Origin of the sequence: Pseudomonas juntendi (genome assembly GCF_009932375.1) — a bacterium.
Classification (GTDB): domain Bacteria; phylum Pseudomonadota; class Gammaproteobacteria; order Pseudomonadales; family Pseudomonadaceae; genus Aquipseudomonas; species Aquipseudomonas juntendi.
This window is the reverse complement of the sequence record NZ_BLJG01000001.1, coordinates 1-14,969: the sequence shown is the minus strand read 5'-3', so window position 1 is coordinate 14,969 and position 14,969 is coordinate 1. Positions and strand designations below refer to the sequence as shown.

Annotated in this window: 14 protein-coding genes and 1 pseudogene; 9 read left to right on the top strand and 6 right to left on the bottom strand. The window is 50.8% G+C overall.

Going from position 1 to position 14,969, the window contains the following annotated elements; all coding sequences use genetic code 11:
* Nucleotides 1-10 precede the first annotated feature (10 nt).
* From GYA94_RS00065 to GYA94_RS00050, 5 genes are all read left to right on the top strand, one after another.
* Nucleotides 11-304 (top strand): hypothetical protein, encoded by a 294-nt coding sequence (locus GYA94_RS00065; RefSeq protein WP_161891561.1) that lies wholly within the window; start codon nucleotides 11-13, stop codon nucleotides 302-304.
* 67 nt (nucleotides 305-371) lie between these two features.
* A complete protein-coding gene (locus tag GYA94_RS00060) occupies nucleotides 372-854 on the top strand; it encodes a hypothetical protein (RefSeq protein ID WP_161891560.1) in 483 nt (160 codons plus the stop codon).
* A gap of 160 nt (nucleotides 855-1,014) precedes the next feature.
* Nucleotides 1,015-1,227, top strand: a complete 213-nt coding sequence (locus GYA94_RS27995) for a DUF4224 domain-containing protein (protein WP_054888470.1) — start codon at nucleotides 1,015-1,017, stop codon at nucleotides 1,225-1,227.
* Nucleotides 1,224-2,399 (top strand): site-specific integrase, encoded by a 1,176-nt coding sequence (locus GYA94_RS00055; protein WP_161891559.1) that lies wholly within the window; start codon nucleotides 1,224-1,226, stop codon nucleotides 2,397-2,399. Before GYA94_RS27995 ends, GYA94_RS00055 begins: the two co-directional genes overlap by 4 nt.
* 503 nt (nucleotides 2,400-2,902) lie before the next feature.
* A complete protein-coding gene (locus tag GYA94_RS00050; RefSeq protein WP_009682074.1) occupies nucleotides 2,903-3,226 on the top strand; it encodes a helix-turn-helix domain-containing protein in 324 nt (107 codons plus the stop codon).
* On the opposite strand, the gene GYA94_RS00045 is transcribed toward GYA94_RS00050, so the two are convergent.
* Entirely contained in the window at nucleotides 3,223-3,573 is a 351-nt protein-coding gene (locus tag GYA94_RS00045) for a type II toxin-antitoxin system RelE/ParE family toxin (protein WP_115293252.1), read from the bottom strand. The genes GYA94_RS00050 and GYA94_RS00045 overlap by 4 nt on opposite strands.
* A gap of 216 nt (nucleotides 3,574-3,789) precedes the next feature.
* On the opposite strand from GYA94_RS00045, the pseudogene GYA94_RS00040 reads away from it, so the two are divergent.
* From GYA94_RS00040 to GYA94_RS00030, 3 genes and pseudogenes are all read left to right on the top strand, one after another.
* Nucleotides 3,790-4,137: pseudogene (locus GYA94_RS00040) on the top strand (tyrosine-type recombinase/integrase); the annotation flags it as partial.
* A 930-nt stretch (nucleotides 4,138-5,067) separates the two neighbouring features.
* Nucleotides 5,068-6,048: an integrase domain-containing protein gene (locus GYA94_RS00035; protein ID WP_161891558.1), complete on the top strand. Its 981-nt coding sequence runs from the start codon at nucleotides 5,068-5,070 to the stop codon at nucleotides 6,046-6,048.
* A complete protein-coding gene (locus GYA94_RS00030; protein WP_161891557.1) occupies nucleotides 6,045-6,320 on the top strand; it encodes a hypothetical protein in 276 nt (91 codons plus the stop codon). Before GYA94_RS00035 ends, GYA94_RS00030 begins: the two co-directional genes overlap by 4 nt.
* 741 nt (nucleotides 6,321-7,061) lie before the next feature.
* Here GYA94_RS00030 and GYA94_RS00025 read toward each other — a convergent pair.
* The 4 genes from GYA94_RS00025 to GYA94_RS00010 are packed head-to-tail and all read right to left on the bottom strand — an operon-like array spanning nucleotide 7,062 to nucleotide 12,614.
* Complete coding sequence (locus GYA94_RS00025) at nucleotides 7,062-8,144, bottom strand: hypothetical protein (protein ID WP_161891556.1); 1,083 nt, start codon at nucleotides 8,142-8,144, stop codon at nucleotides 7,062-7,064.
* The gene (locus GYA94_RS00020) at nucleotides 8,145-9,737 is read right to left on the bottom strand and encodes a restriction system-associated AAA family ATPase (RefSeq protein ID WP_161891555.1); all 1,593 of its coding nucleotides are present in this window, start codon (nucleotides 9,735-9,737) and stop codon (nucleotides 8,145-8,147) included.
* Complete coding sequence (locus tag GYA94_RS00015; RefSeq protein ID WP_161891554.1) at nucleotides 9,734-11,209, bottom strand: restriction endonuclease subunit S; 1,476 nt, start codon at nucleotides 11,207-11,209, stop codon at nucleotides 9,734-9,736. Before GYA94_RS00015 ends, GYA94_RS00020 begins: the two co-directional genes overlap by 4 nt.
* The gene (locus GYA94_RS00010; RefSeq protein ID WP_161891553.1) at nucleotides 11,196-12,614 is read right to left on the bottom strand and encodes an HsdM family class I SAM-dependent methyltransferase; all 1,419 of its coding nucleotides are present in this window, start codon (nucleotides 12,612-12,614) and stop codon (nucleotides 11,196-11,198) included. Before GYA94_RS00010 ends, GYA94_RS00015 begins: the two co-directional genes overlap by 14 nt.
* A gap of 549 nt (nucleotides 12,615-13,163) precedes the next feature.
* Between GYA94_RS00010 and GYA94_RS00005 the strand changes: the two genes are divergently transcribed.
* Complete coding sequence (locus tag GYA94_RS00005) at nucleotides 13,164-14,141, top strand: hypothetical protein (protein ID WP_161891552.1); 978 nt, start codon at nucleotides 13,164-13,166, stop codon at nucleotides 14,139-14,141.
* Nucleotides 14,142-14,647: 506 nt separating this feature from the next.
* Here the strand turns inward: GYA94_RS00005 and GYA94_RS27860 are convergent.
* On the bottom strand, nucleotides 14,648-14,969 hold a 322-nt coding region (locus GYA94_RS27860; RefSeq protein ID WP_218031583.1), incomplete at its 5' end, for a hypothetical protein.

Here is a 14,969-nt window from a genome sequence, read left to right as displayed (position 1 = left end):
AGGAGCCACCATGCTGATTCACGTTTTGATGGGCAATGCTGGCGGCTGCGGGCAGAGCCAACTGCAGCAAGAGCGGGATCGTCTGGCCCAGGCCGGCAAGGACCATTCCATCGTCAACGCAGGTGCCTATGCCGGCGACGGCTTGCTCTCGATCCTGGAAGTGCGATTCCACGCCGGGCAGCGGGAGATTCTGGTCGACGACTGCACCAGGGAGCAGATCCTTGAAGTTCTGGCCTGGCAGAGCTGTGGGGAAGACGACGACAGGTTCGACGGCCTGGTCGTCCACCTCGCCCGTCGTGACTGAATTCGAAAGAAGTGGTGCCAAGGAGTTGCAGCTCCCCGGCACCCGCCAAAACCCAAGGAGAAACAACATGCAAGCAGAAACCCCCGAAGTCGGCACGCCGAAGGCTAACACAATGCGTTATGACACCCTGGTAATCCGCGGCGCCTCTGGCAAGACAGTCCCACCGGAAGTGGACGGCGGCGAGGTTGTAGCCTGGAGCATGGGCCATGGCCTTGCGGCCATGGATGCGCTGGAGGCATTCGTAGATGACCTGGCAGACGGCAGATATCACGGGCTGGCGAAGGGCGCTACCGATGCCCTCAATCTGATGCGCCGGCGCCGAGCCACTGGCTGGGACGCCGACGTTGTTGCGGAGGAACCACCTGCAGACTGGCAATCGGCTGTTTCCCGCGCCGAAGCGATGGCCCGCGAGGTGTTCGGCGAGGAAGACGACAACGCCATGCAAGCCATTGATTACATGGCCGGGCTGCTTCTGGCATTTGAGCCGGCCCGCACCTCTGCACATCCTGGAAGAGCTCCGGTTGATCAGCTGGAACAGGCAGGCCGATAAGATCAAGGTTACCGCCAAAGGGCGCCACTACATTTGGCTCGCCTTCAAATGCCGGCCAAACACATGACGTAACTGCCCTAGAAAATTTGCTCACAACTTCTAATAACCACCCCGCCGGCTCTCAAGCACAATGCCGGCGGGCACATCTGCGAGACACAGCATGGGGACCACCACCAGCGACGTTCTGAGCTTTGAGGATCTTCAGCGAATCACTGGCTACCAACGCCGATCGGACGTTGAGCGAACCTTGATCCAGCAGGGTATACGCATGTTTCGTGGCAAGTCCGGGCCCTGGACTACCATTGACCTTATCAACCGTGCCGGCGGCGTAAGCCCTGGCCACCCGGAGCGATACGACGCCGACATCCTATGAAGAAGGCCCGCAAGCGGAAGCATAATCCGCACATCCCAAGCCACATCGACCAAGCCGCGCTCCCCGCGGCTATTTACTTTGACCAACGCGGCTCAGGGATCTGGTACACCTCGCACCGTGACGAAAACGGTAAACAGTGCCGGCGAAACGTGGCACCGGCGGACGCCACCCTGGCCGAGCTGCACCGCATCATGGACGAGTTCGGCAATACCGATCGCGAAACCCTGCGCTACCTGTGCCAGCAGTTTCACGAAAGCCCCAAGTTCAAGGATGAACTCTCGGCCCGCACCAAGGAAGACTACGACTATTGCCGCAATGTCCTGGTAAACCAGGACACCAGGATGGGCAAGCCTTTGGGCGACCTAGCCGTGCGCCGGTTTTCCCCCGCCCTGGTGCAACGGCTGGTAGACAAGATCGCCGCCGAGGGTACCCCGTCGAAAGCCGCTCATGTGCTTCGCTACCTGCGCCGCGTCCTGCAATGGGGCCGGAACCGGGGCTATGTGGATAGCAACCCCGCCCAAGGCGTTGAGGCGCCAGCCGAACGTAAGCAGCGGCGCCTGCCGTCCGTGGCGGTAATGGAAGACATGATCGATCGGGCCAAGGCGCTCGGCCGACTGCATCGCAATGAGCCAGGCAGTTGCCCGGCATACCTGAGTATTGCGATGGAGCTGGCTTACCTGTGCCGGCTCCGTGGCATTGAGGTTGTCACCCTGACCGACGCGAACGAGCTGGAGGAAGGGGTTCAGACCAACCGCCGGAAAGGCAGCCGGGACAATATTGTCCGTTGGACTCCACGCCTGCGCGCTGTGTGGGACGAGGCCAAGGCCTGTCGGTTGCAGATCTGGACTGCTCGCAAGTTCCCCACTCCCCTGCGTCCTGAGCGGCGGCCGCTGATCGTCGGCAGCCAGGGCATGGCCCTGAGCAAGTCGGGGCTGGACACCGCCTGGCAACGCTTCATGACGAAGGCAGTTGAAGCGGGTGTGCTCCTTGAAGAGGAGCGCTATGGCCTGCACGATCTTAAACGTCGGGGCATCACCGACACCCCAGGCACACGGGCGGAGAAGCAGCAGGCCAGCGGCCACCGCGACGAAGCCATGCTCGACATCTACGACCTCAGCCTGCCGCTTGTAGACCCTTCCGATACACCAAAACCACCTCGCACCCTCGCGTAACAAGCCCTCATATCCCCCTGAAAACATTGGCGTTCCAGGCGCCTGCGCGTAACAAGGAAGTCTCCTAAGTCATTGATTTCCTTGTTGTGTGCAGGTGCCTTGTAATCAGTAGGTCCCGGGTTCGATTCCTGGTGCCGGCACCATACGCAGTACTCAAAAGGCTCACCGAAAGGTGGGCCTTTTTTGTTTCCAGCCCACGCCCCAGAGCCCCGCTCAACTCGCTCGATGTAGGAGCGGCTTCAGCCGCGAATGCGGTGGTGGCTGCAACGTTGAATACCCAGGAAATCTCGCCAGCAGGCCCCCTCCGCGGATGAACCCGCTCCGTCGCGTGGACCAATGCAGGACCCTTGCCTTGCGATGGGCTGCGCAGCATCCCCAGCAATCTCAAATGGCGCATTCTCTGACCATCAAGAAAAGTCCCCACACACAAACGCTTTGACTTGCCCATCGAGCCCACCTAAGATTTTATCGTAAATTTTAGATATTTCTGCTGAGGCAAGCCCATGCCGCTTCAATTCCATGAAAGCCCCTTCCACGCCACCCACGATGCAGAAACGGCCAGCAAAATGGCCTTGAAAATGGACCTTTCCATCTTCATTACCGACTGCATCAAAAAAATGGGCCTCAAACAACACGAGGCGGCCGCCAGGCTGAACGTAACCCAGTCCCGGGTATCCGAGTTGGCTAATGGCAAAATCGAGAAATTCACTTTGGACGCCATGATGGACATGCTGGACAAGCTTGGCTTTCGCACCAGCCTGAACCTTCCCACAGACGATGGCAGTTCACCTCCCCAGATTGTGATCACTCAAGCGCCGGGCGGCTAAATCCTGTACCCCATCTTGCGCAACTCGTGCTTGAGCTCCTTCATACGCTCTTGGGCGACCTGCATCGCGTGCCGGTCGGACCTGTTGGTCGTTTTTACGAACGAATGCAGCACAACGACCATGTCCGCGAACTTGGCCACATACACGCATCGGAATGCCGGGCTGCCGTTTATGATGAGCTCGATCGCCCCCGCCCCTACTGATTCCGTCAATGACTTGAACGGCCGAACAGGGTCCTGGCCATACTGAATGCGCCGCAGGTCCTTGCCGAAATCGTCCTGAACGTCCTTGGGCAGTTCTTTGTACTCACGCTCCGCGGCTGCACTTACAAAGGCAAATTTTTTCAATGGTCTACCCACGGCGAGATAGTGCGTTTGGGGGCGGCATCGTTGCCAGAGGGTGGGGAATTTAGCGCAGTCGCTTGCAGTTGGTGGGAATAGAAATGTTGCGCGGTTTAAGCTTGAAATATCGTGTTGCGTCCTACCTGCTGAAACGAGTTCGATCTCTAACTCGGCAACTTGAGGTGACCTGAATGTGGCGTTCGTACAGGATGCCAAACTGTGAAAACGATTTCCGCGAACCGGGTGAATGCGGCATACGGGGCGATGGGCTACGACACCTAAGTGGATATCTGCGGCCACGGGTTCCGAGCCATGGCGTGCAGTGCGCTGGTCGAGTCCGGGCTGTGGTCGGAGACGGCTATCGAACTGCAGATGAGCCACAAGGAACGCAACAACGTGCGCGCCGCCTATACCCACAAGGCCGAGTTCCTCGAAGAGCGCCGGATGATCATGACCTGGTGGAGCCGGTTTCTGGAGGCGAACCGCGACGACCATGTGACGCCGCATGAGTTTGCTAAGCAAACGGGCAAGAACGTCACGCGCCTACGCAGCGCCAAGAGGACCGAGTAGCCCGCCGCACCACCATCTCAAACTCGCTGTGAAGTTACCCACAGCACCGCATGAAGCTCCTCCGCGCGGGTCCTTTCAAACGGGGCTGCAAAGCCGCCCCGTTTGAAAGGACCATACCTAAGAAAAAAACCGCTGGCACAGCGTACGTCTGTGGAAAACCAGTGATGTCCACCGGGGGATAGTTTTATCCACAGGCGCTAAATCCCTGAAATCGCTTTGCTTGACGAACATTGTCCACAGGCGTAGACCGGAAGTTGCAAGCGCTGTCGATGACAGCACCCCAGGTGACCCGAACCTTAAAGGTCACGCCGCTCTGGCGGAGGTTCTCCCCAAGGGCGATTCGCATCCGGCAGCTCGCCCGGTCACTACTCATGTGATGGATGCTCTTACACACATAGCGCTCGTGCGCCAGATACACCGTACCTCGCTGCCCTGCAGCAACCTATCCGTTTGGCCGAATATTGCGCCAACCTGTGCCCGTCTCTTTCTTCTGGAAAGAGACGGGCACTTCTACCACTGCTGCAGCCCTGATCGCACAAGGCTTTGCGGCATTCCCCCTCGTGACAATCGGCGTGACAAACGCCGATGTCACCAGCAACAGCGCTGTAGATGATGGTGCCGCAGACCAAGGAATGGACTGCACCTGACTGACAGTCAGGGATGCCCCGGTCATCGCACCGCTGCGTTCTCCCGGCTCAGGATCTCGCGGCACTGGTCTCGTCAGCCAATGCAGCCTCTACCCGCCCACCGGTAACGGTGCTCAGGAGGCCAGATCATGAGATGCCCTCGCTCCCGGACGTAAGGAGCCGCCAGTCCCGCGTTAGAGGACATCCCCACAGGTCGCAGAGGCCTTGATCCCTGATAACACTCAGCATTCTTGGCGGGATGACGTGGGGCGAGCATCGGAGAACGGCAGATGAGGTGACCGACATGGCATTGGTGGGTAGACGCGATGGTCGCAATTTCGGTTATGGCAGGCAATTGAGCTACACAGGGCCGCAGGCGCTTAAGGACATGTTCGGCGGTGGCCACTACGGTACGGTCAAAGCGCACAGTGATCGCTGGCAGGCATTCGTGAAGTGGTGCCGCTCCGAACAGGGGGCCGGTATCAATGATGCGCGCCAAATTGATCGAAAGGTGTTGGCCGACTATGCGGCGTATCTGCGCGACGCGATTGGGCGCGGTGACCTGGCCGTCAGCACCGCACAAAATCGGCTATCCAGCGTTAACAGGACCATGGCAGCGCTTCGCGGTGATCAGTACGTGAAGTTGCCCAGCCCGAGCAAGGCATTGGGCATCCAGCGCACCGGTGTTCGACAGTCGGTGCCGCAAGGCCAAGACCGCAAACAGGTTAAGCAGATCGTCAATGCACTTTGCAACCGTGGTCAGAGACGGTCCGCAGCGATCGTCCTGTTGGCGCGAGCGACCGGAATGCGGTTGAGAGAGGCTATCTTGGCTGACCTGCCACGGCTAAACCGTGAAGCTAACGAGCTAGGCAGGATTAACATTCAAGATGGCACTAAAGGCGGCCGCGCCGGCGCCTCGGCACATCGCTGGATTACGGTGGACGACCATATCCGTGGCGCGCTTGAGTTTGCGAAGCAAGCGTCGCCTGCTGATAGCCGAACCCTCATTGCTTCGAACGAAAGCTACTTGAGCATTCTTCAGGAGATCATCTGTCCTGCACGCTACACCATTCATGCACATAATCTCAAAGGCTTACATGAGCTACGAGCGGCGTATGCATGTGAGCGCTACAAGCAAATCACCCAACATCCAGCACCTATAAACGGTGGTGAATGCTACAGGCTAAATCAGCGCCTTGATCGAGCGGCCCGGGTACAAATCGGCTATGAGCTGGGGCATGGTCGGATCGATGTGGTAGCTGCCTACATCGGAGGGCGGATATGAGTCAGTCCTTCGATATGGAACTGTTCTTGGCTGGCGTGCTGACCGGGTCGCGCGCAACGCGGGAACGTCATGTGCGCCAAGCGAAGATCATTCAGGCTGCAATCGCTGACCGCTGGCAGCGGGAAAACCCTTGGACTTGGAAAAAGAAGCATGTAGTGTGGTTTCTTGAGACTCGCTTGAGCGAACACAGTCAGGCAACGCAGTATTACTACATGCTGACGGTCCGGCTGCTAGCTCGACGTTTAGAAACGTCATGGGTTTTCAAGCTCTGATGGGGACCTGGTCCTGATGCTTGGGCTGAAACGTGGCGGTGCTTAGTCTGATCTAAACATTTGGATAAGTAAGGAAAAAAGTTGCCTCAAGTTCCTAGGCTTTGAGACGCCTCTAATATCTTTGATGTCGCGCGGGTTGTCACCTAGTGCGACTAACTATATTCATGAAGAAAAACCACCGAGCTTTATCGACTCTACTAGCAAGTCTCTTGCCAACGAAATTCGCGAACAGTAGACTTATATTCTTATACCTTGACAACGGGTGTAGTCCGTCGCTACCAGGAGCACAGGCGAGTTAGTTTCAGCGCAGAGCGACGACAGGCCGGGGTCAGCATGAAAAGCTACTGTGAGCAGAAGGCGCGTGCACTTGGGAGACGGTACCTTATTATGTCGAAATTGAGGAAGAGATCTGAGTCATGTGGTCTGAGAACACTAACAAGGTGGCGGCCGATCAATCTTCGAATTAATGCACCACTGATTTAATGCATACAGATGTTTGAAACTAACCCGAGCGTCAGACTCGCAATCAATGTAATTTTAAACTTGGCTTAGCCTAGACGCACTCAAATGCTTGACGCAAAGCATCCAACGCATTCATTTGTTTATTAGCTATATGACAGCAGATTAAGGCGAAAAAAAGTAATCATCACATAAAAATGGCAAAGATCGGTTTTGCATACTAGATGGATCATCTTTGCCCACGGATTTCTCAGCTGTTTCAACCCGCTTAAAAATTTATTCTTAAGGTGAACACAGTGCTTTCACTAATCCGGTCAATCTGTTCCCTGTTGCGTTTGAATTCTGCGCAGTGGCTGCGAGCATTTCAAACATTGGCTTTTTGAGAAAACCATAGTCATTAATCGCTGGACATATTGAGGCCCATTTCGCCAGTGCTTCACTCGCCTCTTGATTGTTAGTTACAGCTATGTTGCTTTCTTGCGCCCACTGCGCAAAGTCATCAAGCCATGTTTTGTATTCAGCATCTAGCAAACTCTCTTTATATCTAAAACGTATCTTGAAAACATCATCCCAAGTTTTAAATTCCGGGTCATTGGGTACGAAGTCAATCCGCCAGTTAGGTAGTTGACCGTTCTGGCCGCTTCCAAATGGAGCGCTATTTAGAAGGGATATGCGAGCGGTTTTCTGGCCATAGGGATAAACGCATGCTCTTGCGACGCCCTGCGGAGTTTTAAGCATGTCAATAGCTAGTTTGAAACTACTATTGCATCTGCCGCACATCGGCACTAAATTTGGCAGGTGGGCGCCAAAGATTGGATATAGTGATATGGCCAAATAGTGATCCAAGGCATGGCGCGGCATATCCGGATGCGGGGCATCAAATCGGTCTATACCGCAAAATGGACATAGGTGGCCAGGCATTGATCTGTATACGTCTTTATATAGTTTGTCGCGGATCTTTTCACTACTTGGGTCATCTGGGTCGTGCTGCAGTTCACTTAAAAGACCAAAACCGAATTCATATAAAATCTTTAATGCGCCTTTATATTCATCCGTTACATTAAGGTTATAGAGGGATATACTGGAAACTGTATTATTATAAGTGGATGCATTCGCTATTATGCTGAGCGCATTGTTGGCTTGAGCCGTCGTAAGATTTAGTGAGGCTAGCGTTAAAGATTGATAACGTGTTCTGATACCGTGCCTTTTTTTTAACTGCGCAGAGTATTTTGCCGGCATCAATGCTGTCCAGCTCCTTGCCTGAACTTGGGCTACTCTGGAAGAAAGCGTTTCTTTGACCAACTCAGTTAAAAAGTCTTGTAGCCAGTTTAGTTTATTATCTGGCGGCGAGTAATTATAGAGCAACTACTTTTCTCCATCCTTGATTTGATTAAGGTGATCGATCAAAAACGCTTTCTCAACGGATGAGCCAATTCGATTAAGTGCGCTTTCAATTTCTTCAGCCTCGCCATGATCCATTAGCCGAGTGATTTCGTTGTGTGCCATCGCTGATATTGGGGGATCAATTCCAAAGCAGTCTTTTAATATTCGGTCAAACGTGGCGCCAAATGTTTCATTCTTAGGGCTGCCGGTCTCAATTCCGTATGATGTTCTTTTGAAGATAATTACCTCTTCTCGCCTCATATCTGACGGCACGAAGGGTGCGTGAGAGGTTAAGACTACTTCCCTAGAAGATGTCTGTGGTACAGGTATAGATGTTAGGCGATTGATGAATTTAACACGCCATTGAGGATTGAAGTGCGACTCAGGCTCGTCTAGTAAAAATAACGCATTGGGGTCGGTGATCATAGAGAATACCCCAAATATCTGTGCTTGCTGATGCTCTCCGTCAGAAAGCGCAACATAGTCAACAGGGTCATCTCCAGATTTACGCGAATGGAAGCGAACTTCTTCAAATCTGAAAACTTTATTTTCATCCTGCGGTTCAGGAAGCCGTGTAGCGAATCGCCCTCTAGATATCTGACGAACTAATCGGGAACGAACCTTTTTTTGAATAGCCAGGTCATTCAACATTGCAAATTTATGGAACGATTTGTATAGATCCGAAGCACTTTTCCAATGTGAACGAAAGGCCGCACGGGTTTCGTCGTCGACCAGAAAGTCTAGTGTATATGTATCTGTAGAAGAATCATGGTTTTGACAGGTCGAGCAGGATCTCAACTTCGTTAAGATGTCCTCGAGCTCCTGCGTCAGCTTAACACCACGGCGACCATTAATAGGCTTCGTGCGAGTTATGGTCGATGGTTCCAGCTGGATGATACAGCGCCAAGATGCAAGACCATTAAGCGCGGCATGTTCCAAAATCTTGTTGCAAAGAATTTCTGAGCCAAGCATCAGATTGGCTATCAAAACCTCTAAGTTAGTTCCGTAGTCGATAAGAAGCAAACGGTTGTCTGGGACTTTTGTCTCTCGCCTTTCCAAACTCAAGGCAGCAGATGTAACATCTTTAGCGTATGCTGCTCGGCTCTTGAAGAATGGTAGACTTAGAGTTTCATTATCCCCCGATGTGTAACCAACAATGATCGGAGGAAGCAGCTCCCCATAGAGTGGAGTAGTATGGATCACATCAACCCAACCCTCAGTCGAGAGCATCTCCATGCGTACTGCTGAACGACGTTTCTGAGATGCAGCTCTAGACAGCCTAACTCTGCGACTATTAGATTCGCCAACATCTAAGTCATAAACTATTTTGAATGCTAGCCCCCTGTTGGGTTCTGCTCTCTCTTCATGAGGAGCATGGTAATGCCAAGCATCTTGAAATATTTCAGCAATTGTTTGTAGAAGCTGAGATTTTCCGGACCCGTTGGGGCCAACCAAGCACAAAGTTGAGAAGTTTTGTCTGTCATCTGTAACTTCGCGCTCTAGCGACAATCTTAATCCATTAAGTAAGTTGCCGCATGCCTCCGCCTCATAAATTTTCAAGTAAATAATTTTCATTTTGCGCGCCTAAGAACAATCGAGCGACTTTGCTTGTCAAACTCTTGAGATAACATCTTAGGATTTCCTGTGAGCAATTTAAAAACTGCATCCCTTAGAGGCTCGTATTCAACTCTCATTTTACTTGAAAGCACTTCAAATCCGACACCCTGGGGCTGCATAAGATCAATATGCTCTAGAATAGAGCTTTCAATATCTTCAATAGAGTCCCAGTCCATTTGTAAAGTAAGATCCTCGAGGTTATTTTCTTTTGTTGGTCGAGTAGACTGAGCTAAAACGCTGTGAGATGCCGAGTTACCAAGCCACACGTCCCTTATCTTTTCTCTAAGAGCCTTGGCATTGAATTTTGCTTTCTCAAGATACTCGGAGGACAGAAAAACTTCAGCCTGTAATTTTTCAAGCGTATCAACAATGGTTTTTTGCTTTTCGATTGAGGCCAGTGGGACAATGAATTTTTTTAACCTAGCTGCACTAAGGTTGTTAATCCCTGTACTAGATCTAGCAGCCTTCTCTACCATTTTTAGAAATGGTCCACTTTTTACCAGCTGCAATAAATAACCACCCAGTACTCCCTGCTTTGGACGAAGACGAAGCAGATAACCTGCAAAAGCATATGTTGCGTGTAGTTCATAGACTAAGGCTGCCCGCCCTACGAGTGAAAGGCTGCCGTTAGATCTGATCATTAGTACATCACCATCACTAAGCTGGTACTTTTCAATATCTGATTTTTCTATTGGTGTGTACTTAAGATCAGAAGTGTCGATGTCACCATTTGAACTAATGTTAGGAATTCTAAGCGTTGGGACGCCTATTCCGCCGTAGCTGCTTTTTTGAGTTGTGCCGTAGTCGATGGATTCTAGCAATTGGTCTAACGAGGTTTTAACCTCGCAGTTTTTCCAAATCAACCTTGTTCTTAATGCATTTGTCAAATCTGATGCCGCATTTCTGTGCGTATCTACTGCATGCTCTACGCTTGCAACGGCCAAGGCAAGCTTCTCGTCGCGATCACAGATTTCCGTTTGCACCTCAATGGGCGGCAGATCAATTTGATAACCTGCCACTGTATCGTATGAGGTCCTAGGTCTATCACCTTTAACTCTATTGCTTATATACTTAGAAAAGTCTTCGCTTAACAATATCATCAATAGATATCTAGACAGTATGCGCGATGAACAGCGCATAACAAGAAATTCAGCGGATGCTGAACCATTGAATTCTGCGATTGCTGACTTTCTTAGGTAAGGGCGAAGACGACCGTATAGAACATCACCCGTCTCAAATTTTGAAACTCGACTTTTTACACTGGTGATTTGAGATACTTTACCCAAGACACCCTCGTGAGGAATGATGTCCTCCAGCCCAATAAAATGAGAGTCCGTAGGTAATTCTCCTGGCAAAGCAGATTCTCGGACTTGATCTATTAAGTCGCCAAGACGAACCTTCACCTTGGCCTCGGTTTTAGGGTGTGACATCTAAGTCTCGATTACTAATTATTGAATCTATCGATATATCAGTTCCACTTATAATAGTACTGATTTCAGAAAGTGCAACGCGTGCGTCGGTGAGGGCATCATCCATTTGGGCTAGTAAATCTGCTAAATCTGGGTCGTCTTCGCTGGTTTCTTCCTCCGCCCATCGGATATCAAGATCGTACTTCCTTGCGCGGACGTCATCCTTCGAAAAAGATTTAAACCGCACAGATTCCGTTCTAGGTGAACGACCGTAAGAGTCATCGCCAAAGGATTTGATGAAATCTTTGAAGTCATCATCTTGGAGTGCCTTTCTTTTACTGAAGACGGGCATTCCTGTACGTAAGTCATAAATCCACAGCTTGTCAGAAACGGGCTGCTCCGATGTTGGCTTGTTAAAAAACAAAACGTGTGTGCGTACGCCTGGAGCGTAAAAGATGCCCGTCGGCAGGCGCAATATTGTGTGTAAGTCGAGTTTCTCGATCAAATACTGTCTAACTTGAGTCCCAACTCCTGGCTCGAACAGAACATTATCAGGGACAACTACCGCAGCGCGGCCGCCGGGAGCAATTGCTAAACTAATGTACTGCAAAAAGGCAAGTTGTTTATTGCCGGTCGGGTGCGGTAGATCCTCGCGGCGTTTTCGTGCTCCGCCTGTACTGACACCGAAGGGCGGGTTGGCCAAGATTAAATCGGCCTCTGGCAGTCCTTCAGAATCTATTGTTAAAGCATCACCATGTATTACTCTGCCATTCATTCCATGAAGATAGAGGTTCATTAAGCAAAGTCGGAAGGTATCTCTTTCAATCTCAATACCCTGATACCGCCGATGCTGTAGGGATTGTTGGCTCGAGTAACGGTGTGCCGCGATTAAAAACCCACCAGTACCGACCGCAGGATCTTGAATGATTTCTTTGTCCTGAGGTTTCATAACTGAAACCATGGTGTTGACAAGGGGTCTTGGTGTGAAATATTGGCCTGATCCTGACCTTGCTTCAGTTGCATTTCGCTCTAACAAGCTTTCATAAATGAGGCCGAGTGCATCCCTATCGCAAACATGCCAGTTTATCGCTTGAATCCCATTGACTACTTTATTGAGATTTTCATCGTGAGAAAAAACTGTAGTTGGGAAAGAAAAAATACTTCTCAGATTTTCATCGGAAACGTCTTCCCCGAGACGGGTGAGTAACTTCCTATAGAACCCAAGCATGCCTGCCCCGCGTGCATCTAGCAGATCGTCCCATCTGCAACCCTTGGGAATTTCTGCTTCTACGCCTAATTGCTTGGCATTCTTTAAAAATAGAAGATAGGTAAGTTCGGACAGATACTTATGGTATACAATCCCATCGTCCCGCAAAACGTGGCATAAGCTCCAGAGTCGTCCAGCAAGATCTTCTTGATCAGTCACGGCCACGGCACATCCCCCTCACGAGGTTTTTCGTAAATTCTTCATATTACCTCATTGGATACATTCCAGCGATCCTTGATGCCCCAAGGTTTTAATCTCGCGAATGGGCTGGAAAGGCAACGCCAAAATGCATCAGAAACCCACGCTCCTTGCGCCTTCAGGCCGTGAGCTGGAGCTAGCCACCTAGGAATGGGGGCTGTGGAGGCTGCAGGGGCGTTATAGGCATGAATTTTGGCGCTAGCATGGGCGAAATGTGACTGCTCGGCCGGGCTCGTTCTACGACCGGCGCGCGCAAAAGCTTCGCGAGAAGAGGCCTAGCTCTCTTTTCCTCAGAAGCAGGCTCGCCTTACAAACGATTTTTTACTTTTGGTGATCTTGAGACCATTGACAGGGTTCGCTCGGAAAATGAAGCTAATGTCTGGTTAAGTCTTGAAGGCGCTCCTCGAAATCATGCTGCTTTGCCCCGGCCAGCAGCGTAACATGCCTTGTGAGGACTTGATTTAAACCTCTTTCGAGGCTCTTTGGCCATAACAAGATGGATGACATAGCATGGATTCGCAGAACGAAATTGAAGAGTTTACCCGTCGCGACCGAATCAAGGTAAATATGCGATTGACTCCTGAACAAGTTGAACTCTTCAGGGAGTGGGCAGCAAGTGTTCCAACTTTATATTTTTTGGATATTTGTGTGGTTGGCGCAACAAAACTATCCAGTGATCAACTTGTAAAGAGCGAGCGTAAAGCCAAAATTGTCAACCACCTTCGGTCTATAGACAAACCTCAAAATGGCATCTCTTATCTTTTTGCTTTGATGGAAAAAGTAAGTGATTCACGTGGAATAGCTTCAGACATCGAATTAGAAGAACGCATACTAGGCGACCTATCTGCAATGCGGGCATTCTTCAAGCATGCCCATGTGTACGAGCCCGACGACTTCGTGATTCAGTTCCTTCGAGAGTTGAGGCGCACTGCAATCGAACTTGAGCGGCCAAACTACGTTAAATTTCTTGAGACAATCAACGATAGAATTGGTATTAGAGAGCCAGTCGCCAAAACTCTCAGGCTTGATAAATCAGAGGAAATTGTCTCTCTTGCGTGTTCTTTAAATGTATACCCTCAGCATCCTATTGTTACCATAGTATTGGCCTGTCTATATGGAAATAGGGCTGCTAAAAAATTACTGAAGCTCAAAGCAGATCCTGCCAAATTTAATGCTGAAAATGTGTTAGCTGATATCATGGCGATCACCAGATTCGCTAAGCAAAAGCTCCACATCGATAAGGCTAGCCATCCAGATGGTGGAAGATACAAGAATACGTCATTCATCACTGATGATGACGGTCTCATTGGCATTATTGGTTGCTTTCAGCCTGAGCATATGACAGTCCAAGCCACGAGCGAAGGTGCCACTACGCGCTATACCCTGACCGTTGAGCTACAAAAACTTTTGACCGAAATTGAAGCTGATGAGTACGAGAAGATTTGCCACCTTCTGACAAGTAGCCTTCCTGCTGTGTCGGAAGAATAGTTCTTCACCGCCAAAGTGCCTATAACTAATTTCGGATATAGGCACGCGCTCGCGCGCCTCCGAGCATGAAGCTTCATAACTAACCCAGCAGCAATTTTTCCTGTAAAGTGATTGGGTGACGGTTCCCTGAGTGTGCCTGCGGCGCAGGCTGGGGCGTAGGCTTACTTTGACCATTTTTTAGTTTGCGAGAGCCTGAGTTCAACATGTAGCTTTAAATGGCTAAGTCGTGCTTCAGTGTACTTTCTCAAGATAAGTAGAAAACTTCTTTTGTGCCGGGGAGAGAAGACTCATTATCTTGCTGGTATAGCCAAGCACTGTGCTCGAAAAACTTGTAGATTGTTGCTATTACAGACGTCCTACGCTTTGTGAGATCTTGGACGCCGAGGGCAATCGATCCCACCATAGCCATCCCCCTGTACCAATTCTTAGAAAGCGCCGAGGTCCCAGGATAGTTTTAGAGATAGACGGTTTATTAATTAAGAATAAAATATATATAAATTAGATATTTAAAATTTTTTTCGACTCCTGGTGCCGCACCATACGCAGTACTCAAAAGACTCACCGCAAGGTGGGCCTTTTTTGTTTTCAGCCCACGCCCCAGAGCCCTGCTCAACTCGCTTGATGCAGGTGCAACTGTCTTTCTCAAAATTTGAAAAGCCTGTGCGATTCATTGTGGGAGCGGGCTTGCCCGCGAAGCAGGCGACGCGGTGTCTGGCACCGGCTGCGCCGGTGTTCGCGGGCACGCCCGCTCCCACAGGAACCGTGTAATCTTCGAGTCCTGCATTTTGGCTGTTGATATACGCCCTCTTCGGCTGAGGTTGCACCAGA

Excerpts from the sequence above, each read along its gene's own strand:
- GYA94_RS00065 (WP_161891561.1), top strand. The coding sequence starts at position 11 with ATGCTGATTCACGTTTTGATGGGCAATGCTGGCGGCTGCGGGCAGAGC.
- GYA94_RS00060 (WP_161891560.1), top strand. The coding sequence starts at position 372 with ATGCAAGCAGAAACCCCCGAAGTCGGCACGCCGAAGGCTAACACAATG.
- GYA94_RS27995 (WP_054888470.1), top strand. The coding sequence starts at position 1,015 with ATGGGGACCACCACCAGCGACGTTCTGAGCTTTGAGGATCTTCAGCGA.
- GYA94_RS00055 (WP_161891559.1), top strand. The coding sequence starts at position 1,224 with ATGAAGAAGGCCCGCAAGCGGAAGCATAATCCGCACATCCCAAGCCAC.
- GYA94_RS00050 (WP_009682074.1), top strand. The coding sequence starts at position 2,903 with ATGCCGCTTCAATTCCATGAAAGCCCCTTCCACGCCACCCACGATGCA.
- GYA94_RS00035 (WP_161891558.1), top strand. The coding sequence starts at position 5,068 with ATGGCATTGGTGGGTAGACGCGATGGTCGCAATTTCGGTTATGGCAGG.
- GYA94_RS00030 (WP_161891557.1), top strand. The coding sequence starts at position 6,045 with ATGAGTCAGTCCTTCGATATGGAACTGTTCTTGGCTGGCGTGCTGACC.
- GYA94_RS00020 (WP_161891555.1), bottom strand. The coding sequence starts at position 9,737 with ATGAAAATTATTTACTTGAAAATTTATGAGGCGGAGGCATGCGGCAAC.
- GYA94_RS00015 (WP_161891554.1), bottom strand. The coding sequence starts at position 11,209 with ATGTCACACCCTAAAACCGAGGCCAAGGTGAAGGTTCGTCTTGGCGAC.
- GYA94_RS00005 (WP_161891552.1), top strand. The coding sequence starts at position 13,164 with ATGGATTCGCAGAACGAAATTGAAGAGTTTACCCGTCGCGACCGAATC.